Annotated in this window: 18 protein-coding genes and 2 pseudogenes; 18 read left to right on the top strand and 2 right to left on the bottom strand. The window is 41.4% G+C overall.

The genetic code is table 11. The features are described from left to right. Window positions 1-11: 11 nt before the first annotated feature. From HWX15_RS07365 to rpsD, 8 genes are all read left to right on the top strand, one after another. Entirely contained in the window at window positions 12-776 is a 765-nt protein-coding gene (locus tag HWX15_RS07365; protein ID WP_175880697.1) for a nucleoside phosphorylase, read from the top strand. Window positions 777-809: 33 nt separating this feature from the next. Beyond that, the gene (locus tag HWX15_RS07360; RefSeq protein WP_175880696.1) at window positions 810-2,189 is read left to right on the top strand and encodes a potassium transporter TrkG; all 1,380 of its coding nucleotides are present in this window, start codon (window positions 810-812) and stop codon (window positions 2,187-2,189) included. A 13-nt stretch (window positions 2,190-2,202) separates the two neighbouring features. Then, window positions 2,203-2,868 carry a potassium channel family protein gene (locus HWX15_RS07355; protein WP_050226157.1) on the top strand — a complete coding sequence of 222 codons (666 nt, stop codon included), beginning with the start codon at window positions 2,203-2,205 and terminating at the stop codon, window positions 2,866-2,868. Between the two features lie 271 nt (window positions 2,869-3,139). Then, window positions 3,140-4,156, top strand: coding sequence for a glycosyltransferase family 2 protein (locus HWX15_RS07350; RefSeq protein ID WP_057488074.1), 1,017 nt, complete (start codon window positions 3,140-3,142; stop codon window positions 4,154-4,156). A gap of 115 nt (window positions 4,157-4,271) precedes the next feature. Beyond that, complete coding sequence (locus tag HWX15_RS07345; RefSeq protein WP_175880695.1) at window positions 4,272-6,515, top strand: PavB family fibronectin-binding SSURE repeat adhesin; 2,244 nt, start codon at window positions 4,272-4,274, stop codon at window positions 6,513-6,515. A gap of 166 nt (window positions 6,516-6,681) precedes the next feature. Next, a complete protein-coding gene (locus tag HWX15_RS07340) occupies window positions 6,682-7,380 on the top strand; it encodes a response regulator transcription factor (RefSeq protein WP_000520637.1) in 699 nt (232 codons plus the stop codon). Beyond that, window positions 7,377-8,429: a HAMP domain-containing sensor histidine kinase gene (locus HWX15_RS07335; protein WP_175880694.1), complete on the top strand. Its 1,053-nt coding sequence runs from the start codon at window positions 7,377-7,379 to the stop codon at window positions 8,427-8,429. The genes HWX15_RS07340 and HWX15_RS07335 overlap by 4 nt, the downstream gene beginning before the upstream one ends. 194 nt (window positions 8,430-8,623) lie before the next feature. Beyond that, window positions 8,624-9,235, top strand: a complete 612-nt coding sequence (gene rpsD, locus HWX15_RS07330) for a 30S ribosomal protein S4 (protein ID WP_000092756.1) — start codon at window positions 8,624-8,626, stop codon at window positions 9,233-9,235. A gap of 95 nt (window positions 9,236-9,330) precedes the next feature. Here rpsD and HWX15_RS07325 read toward each other — a convergent pair. Then, window positions 9,331-9,588, bottom strand: a pseudogene (locus HWX15_RS07325) (tyrosine-type recombinase/integrase); the annotation flags it as partial. Between the two features lie 340 nt (window positions 9,589-9,928). On the opposite strand from HWX15_RS07325, the pseudogene HWX15_RS10255 reads away from it, so the two are divergent. From HWX15_RS10255 to HWX15_RS07295, 7 genes and pseudogenes are all read left to right on the top strand, one after another. Further along, window positions 9,929-10,003 (top strand): annotated as a pseudogene (locus tag HWX15_RS10255) (transcriptional regulator); the annotation flags it as partial. A gap of 314 nt (window positions 10,004-10,317) precedes the next feature. Then, entirely contained in the window at window positions 10,318-10,497 is a 180-nt protein-coding gene (locus HWX15_RS07320) for a hypothetical protein (protein WP_175880693.1), read from the top strand. Window positions 10,498-10,757: 260 nt separating this feature from the next. Then, window positions 10,758-11,045 carry a type II toxin-antitoxin system RelB/ParD family antitoxin gene (relB, locus tag HWX15_RS07315; RefSeq protein WP_001101480.1) on the top strand — a complete coding sequence of 96 codons (288 nt, stop codon included), beginning with the start codon at window positions 10,758-10,760 and terminating at the stop codon, window positions 11,043-11,045. Then, window positions 11,035-11,382, top strand: coding sequence for a type II toxin-antitoxin system RelE/ParE family toxin (locus HWX15_RS07310; RefSeq protein ID WP_175880692.1), 348 nt, complete (start codon window positions 11,035-11,037; stop codon window positions 11,380-11,382). The genes relB and HWX15_RS07310 overlap by 11 nt, the downstream gene beginning before the upstream one ends. Before the next feature lie 502 nt (window positions 11,383-11,884). Then, a complete protein-coding gene (locus HWX15_RS07305) occupies window positions 11,885-12,691 on the top strand; it encodes a coiled-coil domain-containing protein (protein ID WP_175880691.1) in 807 nt (268 codons plus the stop codon). A 21-nt stretch (window positions 12,692-12,712) separates the two neighbouring features. Then, window positions 12,713-13,960, top strand: coding sequence for a toxic anion resistance protein (locus HWX15_RS07300; protein ID WP_175880690.1), 1,248 nt, complete (start codon window positions 12,713-12,715; stop codon window positions 13,958-13,960). Between the two features lie 371 nt (window positions 13,961-14,331). Continuing rightward, on the top strand, window positions 14,332-17,700 hold the full coding sequence (locus HWX15_RS07295) for a type I restriction endonuclease subunit R (protein WP_254867357.1): 3,369 nt from the start codon (window positions 14,332-14,334) through the stop codon (window positions 17,698-17,700). A 153-nt stretch (window positions 17,701-17,853) separates the two neighbouring features. Here the strand turns inward: HWX15_RS07295 and HWX15_RS07290 are convergent, their stop codons facing one another. After that, on the bottom strand, window positions 17,854-19,095 hold the full coding sequence (locus HWX15_RS07290) for a Fic family protein (RefSeq protein ID WP_175880689.1): 1,242 nt from the start codon (window positions 19,093-19,095) through the stop codon (window positions 17,854-17,856). Window positions 19,096-19,354: 259 nt separating this feature from the next. On the opposite strand from HWX15_RS07290, the gene HWX15_RS07285 reads away from it, so the two are divergent. From HWX15_RS07285 to HWX15_RS07275, 3 genes are all read left to right on the top strand, one after another. Further along, window positions 19,355-20,410, top strand: a complete 1,056-nt coding sequence (locus tag HWX15_RS07285) for an AbiH family protein (RefSeq protein WP_175880688.1) — start codon at window positions 19,355-19,357, stop codon at window positions 20,408-20,410. Beyond that, on the top strand, window positions 20,407-21,588 hold the full coding sequence (locus tag HWX15_RS07280) for a restriction endonuclease subunit S (RefSeq protein ID WP_175880687.1): 1,182 nt from the start codon (window positions 20,407-20,409) through the stop codon (window positions 21,586-21,588). The genes HWX15_RS07285 and HWX15_RS07280 overlap by 4 nt, the downstream gene beginning before the upstream one ends. A 173-nt stretch (window positions 21,589-21,761) precedes the next feature. Next, complete coding sequence (locus tag HWX15_RS07275; RefSeq protein WP_175880686.1) at window positions 21,762-23,363, top strand: type I restriction-modification system subunit M; 1,602 nt, start codon at window positions 21,762-21,764, stop codon at window positions 23,361-23,363. Window positions 23,364-23,397: the final 34 nt, after the last annotated feature.

Here is a 23,397-nt window from a genome sequence, read left to right as displayed (position 1 = left end):
GGAGGTGGGCTATGATTCAGAAACATGCGATTCCCATTTTAGAGTTTGATGATAATCCTCAGGCGGTTATCATGCCCAATCACGAGGGGCTGGATTTGCACCTGCCAAAGAAGTGTGTTTATGCTTTTTTAGGTGAGGAGATTGACCGCTATGCGAGGGAAGTAGGGGCCAACTGTGTCGGTGAATTTGTTTCTGCCACCAAGACCTATCCAGTCTATGTCGTGAACTACAAAGGCGAGGAGATCTGTCTGGCTCAGGCACCTGTCGGCTCCGCTCCAGCAGCCCAGTTTATGGATTGGTTGATTGGCTATGGTGTGGAGCAGATTATTTCCACAGGTACCTGTGGTGTCTTAGCCGATATAGAGGAAAATGCCTTTCTAGTCCCTGTTCGCGCTCTGCGAGATGAAGGAGCCAGTTACCACTATGTGGCACCTTCTCGTTATATGGAAATGCAGCCAGAGGCTATTGCTGCTATTGAGCAAGTTTTGGAAACCAGAGAGATTCCTTATGAAGAAGTCATGACCTGGACCACAGACGGTTTTTACCGAGAAACGGCTGAAAAGGTGGCTTATCGTAAGGAAGAAGGCTGTGCTGTTGTAGAGATGGAGTGTGCTGCGCTTGCGGCAGTAGCTCAATTGCGTGGGATTCTCTGGGGTGAATTGTTGTTCACAGCAGATTCCCTAGCTGACTTGGATGAGTACGATAGTCGTGACTGGGGCTCGGAAGCTTTTGATAAGGCGCTAGAACTCTGCCTTGAAATAGCCTTTCAGATCTAACTCCTCTCCTTCTTTTTATGGTACAATGGATGTATGTTATTTAAATTATTTGTGAAAAAACTTGAAAGGGCTTTGGGCGGGCTTTCGCCAGCCCGTCGTATTTTTTTGAGTTTTGCCTTGGTCATTTTACTAGGCTCTCTTCTTTTGAGCTTGCCTTTTGTCCAAGTGCCTAGCTCTCGAGCGACTTATTTTGACCATCTCTTTACAACTGTATCCATGGTCTGTGTGACAGGTCTTTTTACCCAGCCTGTCGCTTCGACCTACAATATTTGGGGTCAGCTCATTTGTATGTTCTTGATTCAGATTGGTGGTCTGGGGCTCATGACCTTTATTGGGGTTTTCTATATCCAGAGCAAGCAAAAGCTTAGTCTTCGTAGCCGTGCAACTATTCAGGATAGTTTTAGTTATGGAGAGACTCGATCTTTGAGAAAGTTTGTCTATTCTATTTTTCTCACGACTTTTTTGGTTGAGGGTTTGGGAGCTCTATTCCTCAGTTTTCGTTTTGTTCCTCAACTTGGCTGGGGGCGCGGTCTCTTTAGTGCTATTTTTCTAGCTATATCCGCCTTCTGTAATGCAGGTTTTGATAATTTTGGAAGTACGAGCTTGATTGCTTTTCAGACTGATCCCTTGGTCAATCTGGTCATCGCAGGCTTGATTATCACAGGTGGTCTTGGATTTATGGTCTGGTTTGACCTTGCTACGCATATAGGGAAAAAGAAAAAAGGGCGCCTGCATTTTCACACCAAACTGGTTTTATTACTGACGGTGGGGCTACTAGCTTTTGGGACGGTGAGCAGTCTCGTTCTTGAATGGAACAATGCAGGGACGATTGGCAATCTCCCTGTTGCAGATAAGGTCTTGGTCAGCTTTTTCCAAACTGTCAGCATGAGAACGGCTGGTTTTGGGACAATTGATTACAGCATGGCTCGTCCTGTTACCTTATTGATTTATATCTTGCAGATGTTTCTAGGTGGGGCTCCAGGAGGAACAGCTGGGGGGCTCAAGATTACCACATTTTTTGTCCTCTTGGTTTTTGCACGAAGTGAGCTTCTAGGCTTACCTCATGCCAATGTCGCTCGACGGACGATTGCGCCACGAACGGTTCAAAAATCCTTTAGTGTCTTTATTATCTTTTTGATGACCTTCTTGCTGGGCTTGATTTTACTAGGGATCACAGCTAAGGGAAATCCTCCCTTTATCCACCTCATATTTGAAACCATTTCTGCTCTTGGGACAGTCGGAGTGACGGCAAATTTAACTCCAGATTTAGGGAAATTAGCTCTAAGTGTGATTATGGTTCTCATGTTTATCGGACGAATTGGTCCCTTAACCCTGCTGGTCAGTCTAGCAGATTACCATCCAGAAAAGAAAGATATGATTCACTATATGAAAGCAGATATTAGTATTGGTTAAGAAAGGAAAGAGCATGTCAGATCGTACGATTGGAATTTTAGGCTTGGGAATTTTTGGGAGCAGTGTCCTAGCTGCCCTAGCCAAGCAGGATATGAATATTATCGCTATTGATGACCACGCAGAGCGCATCAATCAGTTTGAGCCAGTTTTGGCGCGTGGAGTGATTGGCGACATCACAGATGAAGAATTATTGAGATCAGCAGGGATTGATACCTGCGATACCGTTGTAGTCGCAACAGGTGAAAATCTGGAGTCGAGTGTGCTTGCGGTTATGCACTGTAAGAGTTTGGGGGTACCGACTGTTATTGCCAAGGTCAAAAGCCATACAGCTAAGAAAGTGCTGGAAAAGATTGGAGCTGACTCGGTTATCTCGCCAGAGTATGAAATGGGGCAGTCTCTAGCACAGACCATTCTTTTCCATAATAGTGTTGATGTCTTTCAGTTGGATAAAAATGTCTCTATTGTGGAGATGAAAATTCCTCAGTCTTGGGCAGGTCAAAGTTTGAGTGAATTAGACCTCCGTGGCAAATACAATCTGAATATTTTGGGTTTCCGAGAGCAGGAAAATTCCCCATTGGATGTTGAATTTGGACCAGATGACCTTTTGAAGGCAGATACCTATATTTTGGCGGTCATCAATAACCAGTATTTGGATACCCTAGCAGCATTGAATTCGTAAAAGAGGGAGCTTCCCTCTTTTTTGATGCCCAAGATGGCAAATAGAGACAGAAGCCTTATATTCTAGTAAAAGTTCTTCAAAGGCTGGACTTTATGGTAAAATAGAAAGAAGTGACAAGAGAGAGTAATACTCAATGAAAATCAAAGATCAAACTAGGAAACTAGCCGTAGGTTGCTCAAAACAGTGTTTTGAGGTTGCAGATAGGGTTGACGCGGTTTGAAGAGATTTTCGAAGAGTATAAGAAAAAATCAGTCCCCTAAAGGAGCAGATTATGAAGTTATTGTCTATCGCCATTCCTAGCTATAATGCTGCAGCCTATCTTCATTACTGTGTGGAGTCGCTAGTGATTGGTGGTGAGCAAGTTGAGATTTTGATTATCAATGACGGGTCTCAGGACCAGACTCAGGAAATCGCTGAGCGTTTAGCCAGAAAGTATCCTAGCATCGTTAGAGCCATTTATCAGGAAAATAAAGGCCATGGCGGTGCGGTCAATCGTGGCTTGGCAGAGGCTTCTGGGCGTTATTTTAAAGTAGTTGACAGTGATGACTGGGTGGATCCTCGTGCTTACCTAAAGATTCTTGAAACCTTGCAGGAACTAGAGAGCGAGGGTCAAGAGGTAGATGCCTTTGTGACTAATTTTGTCTATGAAAAGGAAGGTCAGTCTCGTAAGAAGAGTATGAGTTATGAGTCAGTCTTGCCTGTTCAGCAGATTTTTGGCTGGGACCAGGTCGGAAATTTCTCAAAAGGCCAGTATATCATGATGCACTCGCTGATTTATCGGACAGATTTGTTGCGTGCTAGCCAGTTCCAATTGCCTGAACATACTTTTTATGTCGATAATCTTTTTGTCTTTACCCCCCTTCAGCAGGTCAAGACCATGTACTATCTGCCTGTCGATTTCTATCGTTATTTGATTGGGCGTGAGGACCAGTCTGTCAATGAGCAAGTGATGATTAAGCGCATTGACCAGCAACTGAAAGTCAATCGACTCTTGGTAGACCAGCTTGATTTATCCCAAGTAAGCCACCCCAAAATGCGAGAATATCTGTTGAATCACATTGAAATCACGACGGTGATTTCCAGTGCCTTGCTCAACCGAGCAGGCACAGCAGAGCATCTTGCCAAAAAACGGGAGCTGTGGACCTATATTCAGCAGGAAAATCCAGAGGTCTTTCAGGCTATTCGCAAAACCATGCTCAGCCGTTTGACCAAACATTCGGTCTTGCCAGCCCGCAAACTTTCCAATGTCGTCTATCAAATCACCAAATCTGTTTATGGATTTAATTGATATAAGTATTTTATAAGAGGGATTTAAGAAAAATTTTAACTTTTTCTTAGTCCTTTTTAATTTTAGGAGATTATACTAGAGTCATCAAATAAAGAAAAACTCTAAGGAGAATCCTATGAAATTCAATCCAAATCAAAGATATACTCGTTGGTCTATTCGCCGTCTTAGTGTCGGTGTTGCCTCAGTTGTTGTGGCTAGTGGCTTCTTTGTCCTAGTTGGTCAGCCAAGTTCTGTACGTGCCGATGGGCTCAATCCAACCCCTGCTCAAGTCTTACCTGAAGGGGAATCAGTAACGAAAGAGGGTGACTTAGCAGAAACTCAGGGAGACACCGTTCTTGCTGAAGCGAAACCTGAGGTCGTTGCTGGAAATACGAATTCACTTCCGACACCTACAGAAGGAACTGAAGTGAGCGAGGAAACAAGCCCTTCTCGTCTGGATACACTTTTTGAAAAAGGTGAAGAAGCTCAAGAAAATCCAGAGCTAACAGATGTCTTAAAAGGAGCTGTAGATACAGCTGATGCGGATGGGAAACAAGCAAGCCCAGAAGATATTAAAAAAGCTGTCGATGAGGATGTTAAAGACAGTATCGATGTCCCAGCTGGCTACCTAGAACAAGCCAAAGCTTCCGGTCCTTTCTTGGCTGGTGTAAACAAACCGCTTAAATATGAACTTTTCGCAGGCGATGGTATGTTGACTCGTCTCTTGCTAAAAGCATCCGACAAGGCTCCATGGTCAGATAACGGTGTAGCTCAAAACGCGAAAATTCCACCAGTGAAAAATTTACCTGATGGCAAGTATTACTATCAAGTATCTTTGAATGGTAACACTACAGGTAAGCAAGATCAGGATTTATTAGATACACTGCGTACGAATGGTACAAATACCTATGAAGCTACCCTGACTGTCTATGAAGCAGTCGGAGATAAACCTGATTTGAATAAGGTTGTCAAGACACGTAATGTTAATATTACCTTGAACGGTCTTGTAACAAGAAGCGATGTTAAATCTGCAGTTGAAAACAACGTTAAAGACAGTATCGATGTTCCTGCAGCCTACTTAGAAAAAGCTGAAGGAAAAGGTCCATTCACAGCCGGTGTAAACCAAGTAATTCCTTATGAACTATTCGCTGGTGATGGTATGTTGACTCGTCTATTACTAAAAGCTTCTGATAAGGCTCCATGGTCTGATAATGGTACAGCTAAAAATCCTGCTTTATCTCCATTAGGAGAAAATGTGAAAACAAAAGGTCAATATTTCTATGAAGTAGACTTAAATGGCAATACTGTTGGTAAACAAGGTCAAGATTTAATTGATCAGCTTCGTGCTAATGGTACTCAAACTTATAAAGCTACTGTTAAAGTTTACGGAAATAAAGACGGTAAAGCTGATTTGACTAATCTAGTTGCTACTAAAAATGTAGACATCAACATCAATGGATTAGTTGCTAAAGAAACTGTCGAAAAAGCTGTTAAAGATAACGTTAAAGACAGTATCGATGTTCCAGCAGCTTATCTTGAAAAAGCTGAAGGAAAAGGTCCATTCACAGCAGGTGTAAACCAAGTAATTCCTTATGAACTATTCGCTGGTGATGGTATGTTGACTCGTCTATTACTAAAAGCTTCTGATAAGGCTCCATGGTCTGATAATGGTGTAGCTAAAAATCCTGCTTTATCTCCATTAGGAGAAAATGTGAAAACAAAAGGTCAATACTTCTATGAAGTAGACTTAAATGGCAATACTGTTGGTAAACAAGGTCAAGCTTTAATCGATCAGCTTCGTGCTAATGGTACTCAAACTTATAAAGCTACTGTTAAAGTTTACGGAAATAAAGACGGTAAAGCAGATTTGACAAACATCGTAGCAACTAAACAAGTTACTATTAAGATAAATGTTAAAGAAACATCAGGCACAGCAAATGGTTCATTCTCACCTTCTAACTCTGGTTCTGGCGTGACTCCGATGAATCATAATCATGCTACAGGTGCGACTCATCAAACAGCTGCTGACCATAAGGACATGATGGCACCAGCCAAAGAGACTGATAAAGCAATGCCAGCAAATGATCAAATGGAAAAATCAGGTATGAAGACTGAGACTCCAGCTCCAAGTACTACAGATAGCATGCCTGCTGACACCATGACAAGCTCTACCAATACGATGGCAGGTGAAAACATGGCTGCTTCTGCTAACAAGATGGCTGATACGATGATGTCAGACAAGATGATGTCAGATGATAAAGCTATGCTACCAAATACTGGTGAAGCTCAAACCTCAATGGCAAGTATTGGTTTCCTTGGGCTTGCGCTTGCAGGTTTACTCGGTGGTCTAGGTTTGAAAAACAAAAAAGAAGAAAACTAATCAGCTAAGGAAATAAATGATGGATAGTGGGCTGACTAAGGCTAGTTTACCAACTCAATCAGCAATCAGGACTTTCTTTCAATAGCAGATTAAAATCATCGTAAAACAATAAAAATAGTGTTATACTTAAAGCAGTATAGCACTGTTTTTATCAAAGGAGAGACAGATGGGAAAGACAATTTTACTCGTCGATGACGAGGTAGAAATCACAGATATTCATCAGAGATACTTAATTCAGGCAGGTTATCAGGTCTTGGTAGCCCATGATGGACTGGAAGCGCTAGAGCTGTTCAAGAAAAAACCGATTGATTTGATTATCACAGATGTCATGATGCCTCGGATGGATGGTTATGATTTAATCGGTGAGGTTCAATACTTATCACCAGAGCAGCCTTTCCTATTTATTACTGCTAAGACCAGTGAACAGGACAAGATTTACGGTCTGAGCTTGGGAGCAGATGATTTTATTGCTAAGCCCTTTAGCCCTCGTGAGCTGGTTTTGCGGGTCCATAATATTTTGCGTCGCCTTCATCGTGGGGGCGAAACAGAGCTGATTTCCCTTGGCAATCTAAAAATGAATCATAGTAGTCATGAAGTTCAAATAGGAGAAGAAATGCTGGATTTGACTGTTAAATCATTTGAATTGCTGTGGATTTTAGCTAGCAATCCAGAGCGAGTTTTCTCCAAGACAGACCTCTATGAAAAGGTCTGGCAAGAAGACTATGTGGATGATACCAATACCTTGAATGTGCATATCCATGCTCTTCGACAGGAGTTGGCAAAATATAGTAGTGACCAAACGCCCACTATTAAGACAGTTTGGGGGTTGGGATATAAGATAGAGAAACCGAGAGGACAAACATGAAACTAAAAAGTTATATTTTGGTTGGATATATTATTTCAACCATCTTAACCATTTTGGTTGTTTTTTGGGCTGTTCAAAAAATGCTGATTGAGAAAAGTGAGATTTACTTTTTGCTTGGGATGACCATCGTTGCCAGCCTTGTCGGTGCTGGTATTAGTCTCTTTCTCCTATCGCCGGTATTTACGTCGTTGGGCAAACTCAAGGAACATGCCAACCGGGTAGCGGACAAGGATTTTCCTTCAAATTTGGAGGTTCAAGGCCCTTTAGAATTTCAACAATTAGGCCAAGCTTTTAATGAAATGTCCCATGATTTGCAGGCAAGCTTTGATTCCTTGGAAGAAAGCGAACGAGAAAAGGGCTTGATGATTGCTCAACTTTCGCATGATATTAAGACTCCTATCACTTCAATCCAAGCGACGGTAGAAGGGATTTTAGATGGGGTTATCAAGGAGTCGGAGCAAGCTCATTATCTAGCAACCATTGGACGCCAGACGGAGAGGCTCAATAAACTGGTTGAGGAGTTGAATTTTTTGACTCTAAACACAGCCAGAAATCAGGCGGATATGACCAGTAAAGATAGTATTTTTCTGGATCAGCTCTTGATTGAGTGCATGAGTGAATTTCAGTTCTTGATTGAGCAGGAGAGAAGAGATGTCCACTTGCAGGTAATCCCAGAGTCTGCCCGGATTGAGGGAGATTATGCCAAGCTTTCTCGTATCTTGGTGAATCTGGTCAATAACGCTTTTAAATACTCTGCTCCAGGAACCAAGCTGGAAGTGGTGGCTAAGCTGGAGAAGCACCAGCTTTCAATCAGTGTGACCGATGAGGGACAGGGGATTGCCTCAGAGGATTTGGAGAATATTTTCAAACGCCTTTATCGTGTAGAAACTTCGCGTAACATGAAAACAGGTGGTCATGGTCTTGGTCTTGCGATTGCGCGTGAATTGGCCCACCAATTGGGTGGGGAAATCACAGTCAGCAGTCAGTACGGCCTAGGAAGCACCTTTACCCTTGCTCTCAATCTCTCTGGTAATGAAAATAAAGCTTAAACCCCCTTTACAAATCTAGCTATTCATGGTAGAATGGATTTTGTGCGAAATATCAGCAGGAAAGCATGAAGCTCGTCAACAGGTGTCTTATGATAAGTAACCTTGGCTGTTTAGGCGAAGGGCATCTGCACGAATCAGGGCTTTCTAAGTGACTATTTCCACCGAAATATTATTTATATCAGGAGGACATTCACATGTCACGTTATACAGGACCATCTTGGAAACAAGCTCGTCGCCTTGGCCTTTCACTTACAGGTACAGGTAAAGAATTGGCACGTCGTAACTACGTACCAGGACAACACGGACCAAACAACCGTTCTAAATTGTCAGAATACGGTTTGCAATTGGCTGAAAAACAAAAACTTCGTTTCACTTACGGTGTAGGTGAAAAACAATTCCGTAACTTGTTCGTACAAGCTACAAAAATCAAAGGCGGAATCCTAGGTTTCAATTTCATGCTTCTTTTGGAACGTCGTTTGGATAACGTTGTTTACCGTCTTGGTCTTGCGACTACTCGTCGTCAAGCTCGTCAATTCGTAAACCACGGTCACATCCTTGTTGACGGAAAACGCGTTGATATCCCATCATACCGCGTAACTCCAGGTCAAGTGATCTCAGTTCGTGAAAAATCATTGAAAGTTCCAGCTATCCTTGAAGCAGTAGAAGCTACTCTTGGACGTCCAGCATTCGTATCATTCGATGCTGAAAAATTGGAAGGTTCATTGACTCGCTTGCCAGAACGCGACGAAATCAACCCAGAAATCAACGAAGCACTTGTCGTTGAATTCTACAACAAAATGCTTTAAGATAAGACTTTATATTGTAAGAAGCCTACAACAGTGGGCTTTTTTCTTTGTCTTAAAAGCTTGATTTCTGAGTTTGTCATCATTTTTGTCATCACTTATAACGAACTTACAGCTTTCTCATAAAATGAGACGGCTGTTTTTGCTTTTTCTTTGGAAAGATGACTGTAAGTGTCCATAGTCATAGCTAGTGTAGAATGACCTAGACGGTGTTGTAATTCTTTATAGGGTATTCCAGAGTTTAGCAAAAGACTAGCGTGTGTGTGTCTAAAACCGTGGAATCCAATATTAGGTACACCAGCATGTTTGAAACGTGTGTTTAAACGAGTTGATAGTGTTTTATTGTTTGGGTATTGAGGGAATGAGAGAAGTTTAAAAGTCTGTTCTTTTGGTTTTGTTGCTTACAAAATGATAAGCAGATAAGCAAAGTAATAACTTGCCTTAGTTGCTCGCAGAATGACAAGGAGATAGGAGAGATAAAAATGTCTCTTAATTCCTTACCAAATAGTATGGAGAATGGACTTGAACCAAGAGCGAACGCCGAGAAAACGCAAAAAACGCCTAGAACAATCTAAGCGCCAAAGAGTAGTGGACGGTGTGCCTGTCCCGTCATCTCATACTATGAAGTTGCGTAGCGACACTATCATTTCTACCTCACTTCTCTTTAGACTAATTATACCACAAAGGAGCGAACTAATGGAGCTGGATAAGTTTAAAACGATGATGAACGTCAGAGAGCGGATGACTTACTTTATAAGATTTCAGAGGATGCAGGCTACAGCAAGCTGAAGCGCAGAGCAAGGAATCCAGTGACAGGCAAGACCGAGCTAGTCCCTGTTGATATGACGTGTAAAGAGTGGTATGGCAAGTATGTTGTGGAACCACGAGAACGAGAGTTAAGCGGTAGGCAATTTGGAGCGAATCTTGATTATGTACGAAGTGATGAATTTGTTGATAAATTAAAAAATCATCCAAAGACTTCACATATATCCGAACCTATCGAAATAGTATTGAAAAGTATCTCAGAAAAGGGTACAATAGTGTTACAGCACAAGAGCTAGCTCTCATGGATTGGAGTGAAAAATATGGCTTTGACTTTGGAAAAATTTAATGAAGTTTATAAACAACTCGAAGCTATCGATAGTAGTGAATTCGGTAATAGCGAGGATGATTCGATTCAAGAAAAAATGTCAACTGTGTTTGCACAACTATCTTTGGATGAATTGGATGAATTTGAGGAAATGTTAAAAGAAAGGAGCACCTAGAAAAATCTAAGTGCTTTTTGATACGGATTATTTTTGCCTTTTATATGCTATGTGATATAATGAATCTATCAGCAACTAGTAACAAAAAAAGCACGTTTGACCGTGCTAGTTTCTTGCCTGCTGAACTCGTCATTTTAAGTTCCTGATATTAAGCACTTTGGGGCGTTTAATAGCTTTTTAAGCATACAGCTAAAAGTATCTATACGTAACTAGACCTGTATAGTTGAAAGTGATATAATAGTCTAAAAGGAGGTACCACTATGAATGTTTTAGAAAAAAACACACAGGTGAACTTTAAGACTAATAGAGACTTGTTAGAGAAGGCCAAAGCTATTATTACAGCGCAAAATCTTGATATGACAGCTAGTTTTAACTTGTTTTTAGAACACATTGTAGAAAATAAAGCCTTGCCATTTGAAACTCAAGTAGACAAAGAAAGAGAAGAACTTCTGTCAAGGTTGCGTGCTGAAATTGCTCGTAGCTTTGAGGATTTAGAACATGGAAGAACTTACAGCCTTGATGAAGTGAGGGCTAACCTTGGAATTTAACGAGAACGCATATAGCCTTATTGTCTCTGAAACGGTACAAGAACAGCTAAGAGGTATTAAAGATTATATCTCAGCTAACTACTTTTCAGAACAGGCAGGAGCAAACACAGTTAAGAATATTCTTTATGGTTTGGAGCGTCTTGAAGTCTTCCCAGAAGTAGGATTTGATGCTGATGAAAGAGTAGGAGGTATTATATACCCACCCCACAAAACCAGATGCATCATTTTAGGCGACTACCTAGCCTTCTATCATATTTTAGAGGACAGAAAAGCTGTCTTTGTATCAGATATTATTCATTGTAAACAGGACTACATCCGCTTGTTCAAGAAAAAATAGCGCCTAAAGGCGTTTTTGTTTGGGAATTCCACGATGTTGATGATATAAATCTGGTGTGATATAATGTTTTAGCCCCCTCAATTTAATGAAGGGAGGTGTTGCCGATGTTAGAAATTATCATCACAATTTTTCTAGCACCCTTAGTAGTCAATATTTTGACAACCTTGTTTGAGAAATGGCTTAACTCACGCAAGAAATAACCTTTAAGGGGCAATAAGCCAAAAAAACCTCAACGCGGGAACGTTGGGGCTTTTTGTTGCCTTGTTAGACAATTATCATCACTATAATCCAATTCTAACACAACCCCTCCGATATTTCAAGCTTTTGTTTTGATATTTCCTTAGAGTGTATTTGTGTTTTGAGTCCGCTCCACTGAAATTAGCCCACGCGCTACTAGCCTCCATTCTACAGCAAAGAAATCAACTCTTTTCTAGGGGATTTCCGCCCTCATTTTGCTCTTTTGTGCTAAAATAGACTTATAAATTGAAAATAAGGAATGTTTATGAAATCAGGTAATGGTTTTTGGAAAGGCTGTCTCTATTTTTGGGGCTTCTTGTTCTTACTGGGCCTTTTGGTTCAATATGCTCTCCCACTTGCGGCTTGTGTCCTGCTAGGCTATGGTGGTTATCGTCTCTATAAACGTTGGCGCTATCCTCTTGTACAGGATCGCTCTCTCGACGATCGGATTGAGCTTTTAAAAGCTCGGATTCGTCAGGCGGACAAGGATATTCAGCAATTGGAGGGAACTTTAGTAGAAAAAGGCTCAGAGTCCTATAAGAGTCTGGCTAATCAAGTATTGATCGAACTGAGGGAAATCCATCAGGAGGCGGATCGTCTCAAGTCCTATATCGATGCTGATGTCTACAACCGTATTGACAAAAAGGTTCGTACAGTGCGGGCAAATATCGATGTTCAGCTAGAACGTTTGGATAGAAAAAGTCAGGTAGATCTTGAAAATACGGAGCCAGAGGAATTAGCTCCAGAATTGTCCCAGACCTTGGCCAATATTGCCATTGACCATCAGGCCATTTTAGACAAGATTGCTACCTCGGCTGAGGGAGATAAGGAAGAATTGACTGCCATTCATAGTTTGAAGATGGAGAAATTCAAAACGATTCTGGAAGGCTATTTAAAGATTAAGGCCAATCCGAAGAACTATAATCGAGCAGAAGAACGTTTGCAACAAGCTAAAGCAGCCATCGAACAATTTGACCTTGAGCTGGACCAAGTTTTGAGAGAACTCAATGAAACAGATATGCGTGATTTTGATATCAGTCTGCGTATCCTAGAAAAAGATCGTAAAGAATAGGTTAGAAACAAAGGAGTAACCATGACAGAATTTAATTTTGATATTGACCAGATTGCCAATAATACGGTAGCTAAGGTGGATAAGACAACCCAAATCATCGAGACCAATACTGGCTCAGACAAGACCTTGACCTTCCTTGAGAAGCTGAGCCCTGAGCAACAAGAAGGGATCAAGGCGCATGTGCCCCAGTTAGTAGACCAGTTTGTCACAAATCAAAATGCTCTTTTAGATTTTGGACAATCTGCTGTAGAAGGTGTGAACAATACAGTCAATCGTATCTTGTCAGAACAAAAGAAACTTGAGATACCTCAAGTTGACGAATTGCTCAAAAATACCAACCGTGAGTTGCAAGGCTTTGTAGTCAAATACAAGAACGCTGAAATTGCTGAGTTAGAAGAGAAGCCAAACTTTTTGCAACGATTGTTTAACAAGAGCAAGAATACCCTACAAGAATTTTACTTTGATTCAAAAACAGTGGAGCAAAAGCTCGATGGCATGGCTGCCGCAGTGGTCAAACAAGAAGATGTCTTAGCTCGAAATATCGTCTCAGCTGAGATGTTGATTGAGGACAATACCAAATCCATTGAAAATCTAGTGGGAGTGATTTCCTTTATCGAAGCCAGCCAGACAGAAGCTGGCAAACGCGCTGCCGAACTGAAAGCTCAAGCTGACCAACTCGATACAAGTACGGTAGAATACCAAACTAAATCACAAGAATTGGCTCGTATGGCAGAAGTGGTCAATACACTCGAACAACAGCACACTGAGTATGTCAGCCGTCTCTATGTTGCCTGGGCAACAACACCTCAGATGCGCAATCTTGTGAAGGTGTCATCTGATATGCGCCAAAAATTGGGCATGCTTCGTCGCAATACGATTCCAACAATGAAGCTTTCGATTGCCCAACTGGGTATTTTGCAACAATCCATGAAATCAGGTGTCGTGGCAGATGCCATTGTCAATGCCAATAATGCTGCCCTTCAGATGCTAGCTGAAACCAGCAAGGAAGTGATTCCGCAGATGGAGAGAATTGCCCAAAGCCCGACAGTCGCTGTCGAATCGGTTACCAAACTGGCTGAAAGTCTGGTCGCTCAAAACCAAGGTATCGTTGCAGCAATTGAATTGGGACGCCAGAAACGTGCCCAACTAGAAACAACCATCGTCAAGTCCGCAGAAATGATCAACGATTCTGTCAAACTACGCGATGAGAAAATCGTCCAAGCCCTTCTCGACCAAGGAAAGGCCGCCCAGAAAGAAGTACAAGAATAATACACAAGTCCCCTGTAATGTAGATTTGCAGGGGATTTTGCTTGGTCTAGGAGTTTTTACCAACCATCGTCAGTGGCCAGCAAGCAAGTTTACTCTGAAATAGAGATAAAACTATAGGAAATCTTTTCCCAAGGAGTCTTTTATGATACAATAGAAGGAAATAAAGGCGCTGTTTTTTCGATGCTGCAACGCCTTGGATGAATGAAAAGGAAGAGTCCCTATGGTTTTCAGATTTAAGCAAATAACTAGCTTGCACACACACACACACACACATATATATATATATATATATATATAAACTCGCGTTTTCATACCCATTTTCAAAACCTGCCAATCTTTTTGGTAGGCTTTTTGCGTTGTAGAAATGGGGTATGAACATGGCTTACACCTTATCAAAAGAATTAGAGCAAGAGCTCATCGTTTTAGCACCTGAGTTGCAGGCTAGTTATGCTGCCATCGTAGAATACCTAGAAGCTATCAACCAGAAAGAAGCATCTGGAAGTAACTCTCAGGAACTCCAGAACCAGCTTACTATTCAGCTGGGACGTTTAGAAGATTTGGTGCAGGGCTATATCCAAATAAAGAAGAAACCGCATCACTACCTAGATGCAGATAAAGACTTGACGGCAGCCTATCAAGCCATTAAAGGGACGGAGCAAGATCTTCTCAAAAAATTGCAACATCTCAATCAAGCAGCTTTGCAGGATTTCCATATCAGCCAGAGACTCTCTCCTAAAGACGAGACTGCTATCCCTGTAGCAGGAAAAGCCAAAACCAAACAGGAATTGTCTATCGAGCGGGATTTGATTAACCAGCTGACAAAGGGAGAAAGTCAATGGGTGTATCGACCTGAGTTAAATACTGAAGACCTCCTATGGGGAAACTTTTTTGCCAAGCTGGAAGCCAATAATGTCCGCATTTTGCAAGACCATCCCCTTACAAATTCAGAGAAAAATCAAATCAAAAACCAGCTCAATTTTGTCAACTTCTACGAAGCAGCCAAGTGGATAGCAGGGGAAAATGGCATTGCCAAGGTGCAGGTTCAACGTGAAGACGCCAGTCTAGGCACCATTCGCTTGGAAGTCTTGTGGAGAAACAATGTCGCTGGTGGCAAATCCAGCTATGAGGTTGTCAACCAAGTCATCACAGGCGGAGAAGGGATTCGCCAGCGCCGTGGGGATGTGACTTTGTTAATCAATGGTCTGCCCATGATTCAGATTGAACTGAAAAGCCGTTCTCATCCTTATATGGATGCCTTCCGTCAGATTAAGAAATACGACCAAGAAGGACAGTTCAGAGGCATTTTTTCAAGTCTTCAGATGTTTGTCGTCTCTAATGTCACAGACACTCGCTACATCGCTGCTACCAAAGCCAACAAGCTAAATGAACGCTTCTTGACCAAGTGGGTGGATAGTGAAAATAGACCTCAACCTCAACTATTTGACTTTGCAGAGTCTGTCTTGTCCATACCGAGAGCCCACGAGATGGTCATGCAGTATTCTGTCATCGATGATGACAAGAAGGCCTTGATTTTATTGCGTCCCTATCAGGTACATGCCATTGAGGCTATCCGTGAAGCCAGTCGCAAGCGCCAGTCGGGCTATATCTGGCATACGACTGGTTCAGGAAAAACCCTGACCTCTTATAAGGTTTCGCGCAATCTGCTTCAGATACCATCCATCGAAAAGACAATCTTTGTGATTGATAGGACAGACCTTGACCAACAGACGACCAGTTCGTTTCAGTCTTACGCAGAGAACGATATGATTGACATCGACGAGACCGATGATACACAGGAATTGGTTAAAAATCTGGCTTCTGATGACCGCCGTGTCGTTGTGACGACCATCCAGAAAATCAATGCTATGATTCGGCAGTTTGATGAAGGGCGTCACCAAAAGGTTTACAATCGTATCAAGCAACTCAAACTAGCCTTTGTCGTCGATGAATGCCATCGCGCAGTGACTCCTGAACGCCAACGCCACCTAGAGCACTTCTTTACAAATTCTCTCTGGTATGGTTTTACAGGAACGCCTATCTTTACAGAAAATAAACGTGAACAAAAAGGAGACCTTGCTCAGACGACCGAAGAGCAGTACGGTGACTGCCTCCACCAATATACCGTCAAAGAAGCCATCCATGACAAGGCGGTTCTTGGCTTTAATGTGGAGTATCAGACAACCATGCCTGGTTGGGCAGAAGATGAGATTGACGAGGAGCGTTATGATGACGAAGGCCATATGCTTGCCGTTTTAGATGCCATTCTCAATCGCTCAAGACGCAAACTCGGCTTCCAAAATGGAGTAGGAAAAACCTATGAAGCCATTTTGACCGTCAAAAGCATTGCCCGTGCGCAGGCCTATTATAACCTGATTAAGCAAGTCAAAAATGGAGAAAAGTCTCTAAGCATCTCGGAAAATGTTAAAAAGGTCTTACCAGACTTTCCTAAGGTTGCTATTACTTACTCAGTGACAGAAAATGAAGCAGACTCCTATGTCAACCAAGCCTATATGGAGGAGAGTTTAGAAGACTACAATGCCATGTTTGGTACTCATTTTAGCCTAGCAACCATTGCATCCTACAATAGTGACCTCAACGACCGTCTGGCCCGTAAGAAAGAACGCTTTGCCTTCCGTGAAGAGCAATTGGACCTGGTTATCGTGGTGGATCGCTTGTTGACAGGCTTTGATGCCCCTTGCCTATCGACCCTATTCATGGACCGTCAGCCCATGAAACCCCAGCACATCATTCAGGCCTTTTCACGAACCAATCGCCTCTTTGATGAAGGCAAGAAATTCGGTCAAATCGTCACCTTCCAAACTCCTGACCGTTTTAAAGAAAAGGTGGATGAAGCTCTGAGCCTCTACTCAAATGGTGGCGAAACCAGTGTCTTAGCCCCAGAATGGCAGGAGGAGAAGGCCAAGTTTCTTGAGAAGGTTCATCAACTACTAGCCATCGCTCCAAGTCCAGAGCAGGTGCCAGATTTGGATACAGCGACAGATGCAGAATTAAAACGCTTTGCCAAGGCCTTCCAAGAATTTGACAAGCTCCTATCCTCTATACAGGTCTATTCTGACTATGATGAGAAAGTCATCCTCAGAGAGATTGGACTCAGCCTAGAAGACATCGAGAACTTTGCCGGCCAATATCAAAATGTCATCGAAGAGCTCCGCAGACGCAGAAAAGAAGACCAAGAAGATGAAGGTGTGTTACTGGATATCGAGTATGAGCTCGAATCCATCCGAACCGATGAGATAAACTATCACTATATCCTCTCTCTCATCCAAGCCTTGATCGAAAATCGGGAAAACCTCATTGGTAAAAAGGAAAAGAGTCTGGTAGATAACTATATCGAAGATTTGAACAAATCCAATCCTAAGTTATCCAGCATCATTTCTAAACTCTGGCAGGATGTCCAAGCTGATGCCAAGAGCTATCAGGGTCAGTCTATCATCCATAAGTTGGATGAGATGATTGAGTTAACAACCCAGAAAAAGATTCGCGAAACGGCAGATTATTGGCAGATAGGAGAGGATGAACTCCAGTTCGTAGTGGACAACTACCGCATCGGACGCGACAAGCAAAATGGCGAAAAAGCCATCACCGAGTCTCAGGACTATCTGGCCTATAAGGAAGCCCACGGAGACAAGGCACTGCCAAAACTCAAATACAAAAAAGCCCTCAAAGAGGACTATATGCGCATGATTTCAGAGGATATCTTACCGCTAAGGGGGAGATAGGTTTATACTCTTCGAAAATCTCTTCAAACCACGTCAACGTTGCCTTGCCGTATATATGTGACTGACTTCGTCAGTCTTATCTGCAACCTCAAAACAGTGTTTTGAGCAACCTGCGGCTAGTTTCCTAGTTTGCTCTTTGATTTTCATTGAGTATTAAAAATGGTCAGAAAGATAATGTTGGGAAGGTTTTCTACCAATTAGGGTCAAAATTCCCCTCTCTTCAAGATGCAAGAAAGCATCCTTAACCTTTTTCTTAGAGTAATGATGGTTGGACTGATTGGCCAGTTGGATGATGCTTCTATCTTCTATACCATCTCTCTTATCATCGACAAAGAGCTTGGACTGAGCGAGGAGAAACAAGATGTATTTCTCGACTTCCTCCAGACCTTCTGTTTGCTCTATCTTAACTTTATAGCGATGCAGTTGCTCTTGTTTTTCAAGGAGGGTTTGGATAATGTTTTCCTGTCCTTCCTTGATAAAAGTCAACAAGGTTTCAACGAAGAAGGTAGCATCGGCACGGTTGAGATGATCGCCAGTATTCCTAAAAGCCTTATAATAGTCTTGCTTATGGTGATTGATTTGTTGGGACAAAACTAACCCTGAAAATTTATCGAGTTTTCTAGACAAGTACTTGGCAAGGATATAGCGTCCTGTCCGACCGTTACCGTCATAGAAGGGATGAATATTTTCAAAAAAATAGTGTCCAGCACAAGCCTTGATAAGGTTTGGGATAGAATGGTCGTTTATAAAACGAATCCACTCTGTCAGCATGACCTGAATCTGTTCCTCCTTTTGAGGTGGGATATAGAGGACTTTGCCAGTCTTGTCGTCTTGGATAAAGACCGATTTCTGTCTAAAAAACTCTCCATCTAGTTCATCCTCTGGCGAGATTTCTCCTTGTGTTAATTGGTCATAAATCCCTCTGATATCTTCAAGAGATTGGATTTGGAGAAATTCATCCTTAAGGATTTGTTGGTACATTCGCAAGGTGGAAAGATGTTTGATTTGTTCGGTCTTATAGGGGTCTTCCTCTAGGAGTTTCTCCACATCGACTAACTCTTTACGAGTTGTATGGATACCTTCGATTTCATTTGTGGAAATAATCGATTGGTAGAGTTGTTCTTTATAAAACTGATCGTGGGCAATCTTGGGGAGGGTATCAACCATTTCGCTAATTCGTTGAGACTGCTGTGAGATAGTTTCCATCAGTTGGGAAAGCCCAAGATGCAGGGTAACAAATAGAGGGTATTGGCTTGTTTTGACAGTATCGCGTTGCATTAAATGAGGATAAAGAGATGTTCTAATAGAGCTGTATCCCTGTAAGCGTAATTGATACTCTTCCTCATATTGGTCACGATGACTGTAGTAGATTTTTCTAAGTTCTCTATAGTTCATATGTAGTCATCCTCGCATTTCAACGTTTTTTAACATTATATCACAAAATCAGCTCTTCTATTATTTTAAAATAGGTAAAATTGAAGAATAGGATAGCGTAATTGTCGTTCTAAAGTGCAAAAATGGCCAAAATTTAACAATAGAAATGACAGATGGCAATCCTAAAGTGCAAAAATAGGCAAAATTGAATAATAGACATCAAAAAAGAAAACCTAAAGTGTAGAAATAAGAAAATGGAGTAATAGAAAGGGGGGATATAGTGGAGAAATTATTTATTATCGGAAATGGTTTTGATATAGCACATGACTTAAAGACAGATTATCTATATTTCAAGAAGTTTGTTTATCAGCAGGCTTATGGGAAGGATGAGTTGTTAGAGTCGTTGCAAACAGTAAAAGGAATTTGTGACTTTTTTAGGGAAAAGGATATTGAAATTCAAGAACAACATCTATGTGCCAAGGAAGATGAGTTGAGAGATATATATGGATATTCTCTTTCTAAAATTAGAAATGGTCAGTTAGATAAACATGAACGGTATCAATTTATTTATCGACATATGATGCAGTTAATGGGATTAGAAAATTTTTGGTCTCAGTTTGAGCATGATTTAGGTTGGATAAATGAGGTGAAAATTATACTGTCGTCTTGTGGTCTAGAAGAAGCTGAGGAGCTGGCAACGATTCTTGAAAAATTTCTAAGAGCAGACATTGAAAACTTATTTAGGGAATGGGTTCAATGTTTTATTCTTGACTGGGATAATATGCCTTCTAATCTGAAAAAACTAAAACGAAAGAAATCTATTGAACACAATAAAAACGCCTACTTTTTAACTTTTAATTATAGTATGTTGTTAGAGGATTTCTACGGTATAAATTCTGAACAAATATGTCATATACATGGAAGTATTTCTGAAAATAAGCTAATATTTGGACATAATCGTGAAATGGATTCTTATGATAAATCCAGACAAAACAATCCAACTGAGGTACGTGACTTTCTTCATAATTTAGTTTATTTGACTAGAAAACCAGTCAATCAGCAACTTAGAAAGCACGAATCCTTTTTCAAAAGTTTAAGCTCTATCAAAGAAATTTACTTCATTGGTTTTGGTATTCGGGATGAGAATGGAGTGGATGCTCCTTACTTTAAAGAAATTTTTAAACAGGCACCGGATGTGAGCATTTATATAGACCAGTTTGATAAGGAGAATGAATATACTATTAAGAAAATACTTAAGGCATGGGGAGCTCGTAAAGCTTATCAATTGCAATTTATAGATATAGATAAAGACGAATTAGTTGGAGGAGTAATATGACAAAACAACCAAGTTATCGCTTTGTGAGATATACTGAAGCTTGGGAACAGCGTAAGTTGGGAGAAGTAGCTCAATATCGTAACGGAAAGGCTCACGAAAACTGCATTGATGAGAACGGAAAGTATATTGTAGTAAATTCAAAATTCATTTCCACAGATGGTGAAGTAAAGAAATTTTCTAATAAGAAAAATGAAGCATTGTTTGAAAATGAGATTGCCTTTGTGCTGAGTGATGTTCCAAATGGTCGTGCTATTGCGAGAACATTTTGGGTCGAAAAAAATGATAAATACACGCTAAATCAGCGAATCGCAGGGATAACTCCAATAGGCGAAACATTCCCTTATTTTCTTTACATTTTAATGAATAGGCATCCATATTTCTTAGCATTTGATGATGGAGCAAAGCAAACAAATTTATCAGTTTCTGATGTAATGGGATTTGAAGCATATTATCCAAAATACAGCGAACAACAGAAAATTGGAGCATATTTTCGCAATCTCGACCACCTTATCACCCTCCAACAACGTAAGTTAGAGGTGCTCAAGGAGCAGAAGAAAACCTACCTCAAACTTCTCTTCCCAGCCAAAGGACAAACCAAACCAGCCCTTCGCTTCGCAGGATTTGAAGATGAGTGGAAGGAAGTGAAGTTGGGGGAGGCTTATTCGTTTTCACAAGGTCAACAGGTTCCAGTTGAAGAACAGTTTGAACAAATCAATGAGAATAGAATTCGATTTATCCGTATTGTTGATCTTACAAACAAAGGTGAGGAGATGAGATATATTGAGTTTAAATCAAGTACAGGTAGAGTTTACGAGAAGGATATCTTTTTTGTTAGATATGGTGCTGTAGGGGTAGTCGGAATTGGTTATGATGGCATTATTGCAAATAATTTATTTAGACTAAATCCGCAAATGAGTGTTGACAATAAATTTATGTATGTGCAATTTAATCGTGAAAAATTTAAGAAAACATTACAGGGATTTAGTGCTTCAACTACGATGCCCGCCATTAGTTTTACAGATATTCGAACAATCGATATCTATCTCCCCTCCCTCCCCGAACAAACTGCTATCGGTTCTTTCTTCCAAGAACTAGACAAGGTCATTGCCAAGCAAGAGGAAAAAGTCAACCAACTCAAAGAAAGCAAACAAACCCTACTCAGAAAAATGTTTATCTAAGATACAAAGACCGTCAAAAGCCCAGTAAAAATAGGAAACTGGGACAGTATTCGATGAAGACCAGACAGTTTATCTTTTTTACCCAGCTTTTAGGTCGTGTTCGATTATCTAAGATACAAAGACCTCAGAAAGCTACACTAAACGAATGAAAGTAGAAATTGATAGGAGACCCTATGTCACAAACAGATTTATCAAGAGAACTCTACCAATCCCTCTGGAATGCGGCAGATATCCTGCGTGGCCAGATGGAAGCCAATGAATACAAGTCCTACCTCTTGGGCTTGATTTTCTACAAGTATCTATCCGACAACATCCTCCAAGCCGTCTGTGATAACTTGGACGAGACCTTTGAGTCCTTCCAGCAAGCGCAGCTTCTCTATGAGGAAAACTTTGCGGATGCAGATGTCCGTGAAGACCTCATCGAGGTCTTAAATGACGAGTTGGGCTATGTGATTGAGCCTTATCTGACCTTCACCAAGCTGGTTCAGTCTATCCATGAAGGAACCTTCCAGCTAGAGTCTCTAGCCCAAAGTTTCCGTGATATCGAGCAGGCCAATGAAAAATTTGAAAATCTTTTCGAAGATATTGACCTCTATGCGAAAAAGCTAGGCAACACCCCACAAAAGCAAAACAAGACCATCTCTGAGGTTATGAAACAGCTCAACGACCTCAATGTCTCTGGTCATGCTGGTGATATCTTAGGTGATGCTTATGAGTACCTGATTGGCCAGTTTGCCAGTGATTCTGGGAAAAAGGCTGGAGAGTTCTATACACCTCAAGCAGTCTCTCACCTCATGACTCAGATTGTCTTTGCAGGGCGGGAGCATCAAAAGGGGATGTCGGTTTATGACCCGACTATGGGTTCTGGTTCTCTCTTGCTCAATGCCAAGCGCTATAGTAAGGAAGCTTCGACGATTTCTTACTACGGTCAAGAGTTGATTACTTCGACCTTTAACCTTGCGCGCATGAATATGATGCTTCATGGGGTCGCGATTGAGAATTATCACCTCAGCAACCACGATACTTTAGACGAAGATTGGCCGACTACCGAGCCGACAGACTTTGATGGGGTTTTGATGAACCCACCTTATTCACTGAAGTGGTCAGCAGATAGTGGCTTCCTGCAAGATCCTCGCTTTTCAAGTTATGGAGTTCTTGCACCTAAGTCTAAAGCAGATTTTGCCTTCCTTCTTCACGGTTTTTACCACCTCAAGCATAATGGGGTCATGGCCATTGTCCTTCCCCACGGAGTCCTCTTCCGAGGAGCAGCCGAGCAAAAGATTCGCCAACACCTGCTAGAAGAAGGCGCTATTGATACAGTTATCGGCTTGCCAGCAAATATCTTCTACAATACCTCTATTCCGACAACTATTATCATCCTTAAAAAGAATCGCACCAATAAGGATGTCTTCTTTATCGATGCCTCAAAAGAGTTTGAAAAAGGGAAAAATCAAAACAATATGACCGAAGACCATATTGCCAAGATTTTGGAGACCTATCAAAAACGCGAGAATGTCGAGAAATTTGCCCATCTAGCCAGCTTTGAAGAGATTGTTGAAAATGACTATAACCTCAACATTCCACGCTATGTCGATACCTTTGAGGAAGAACCCGTAGTTCCCCTAGCCGACATCGCAGACCAACTCGCAGAGATTGATAAAGAGATTGGTCAAGTAGAAGCCAGACTCGCACACATGCGCAGCCAACTAGTAGGCACAACACCAGAAGCCCAAGCAGAATTAACCGCCTATCTCGAAAAATTGAATGAGATTTAGAGAGTAGGGGAAGAATGAAAAGACGCAGGCCGAT

It is taken from the genome of Streptococcus thalassemiae (assembly GCF_903645285.1).
GTDB classification, from domain to species: Bacteria; Bacillota; Bacilli; order Lactobacillales; family Streptococcaceae; genus Streptococcus; species Streptococcus thalassemiae.
Note: the sequence above shows the minus strand (reverse complement) of the source record. Positions and strands in the feature narration are given on the sequence as shown.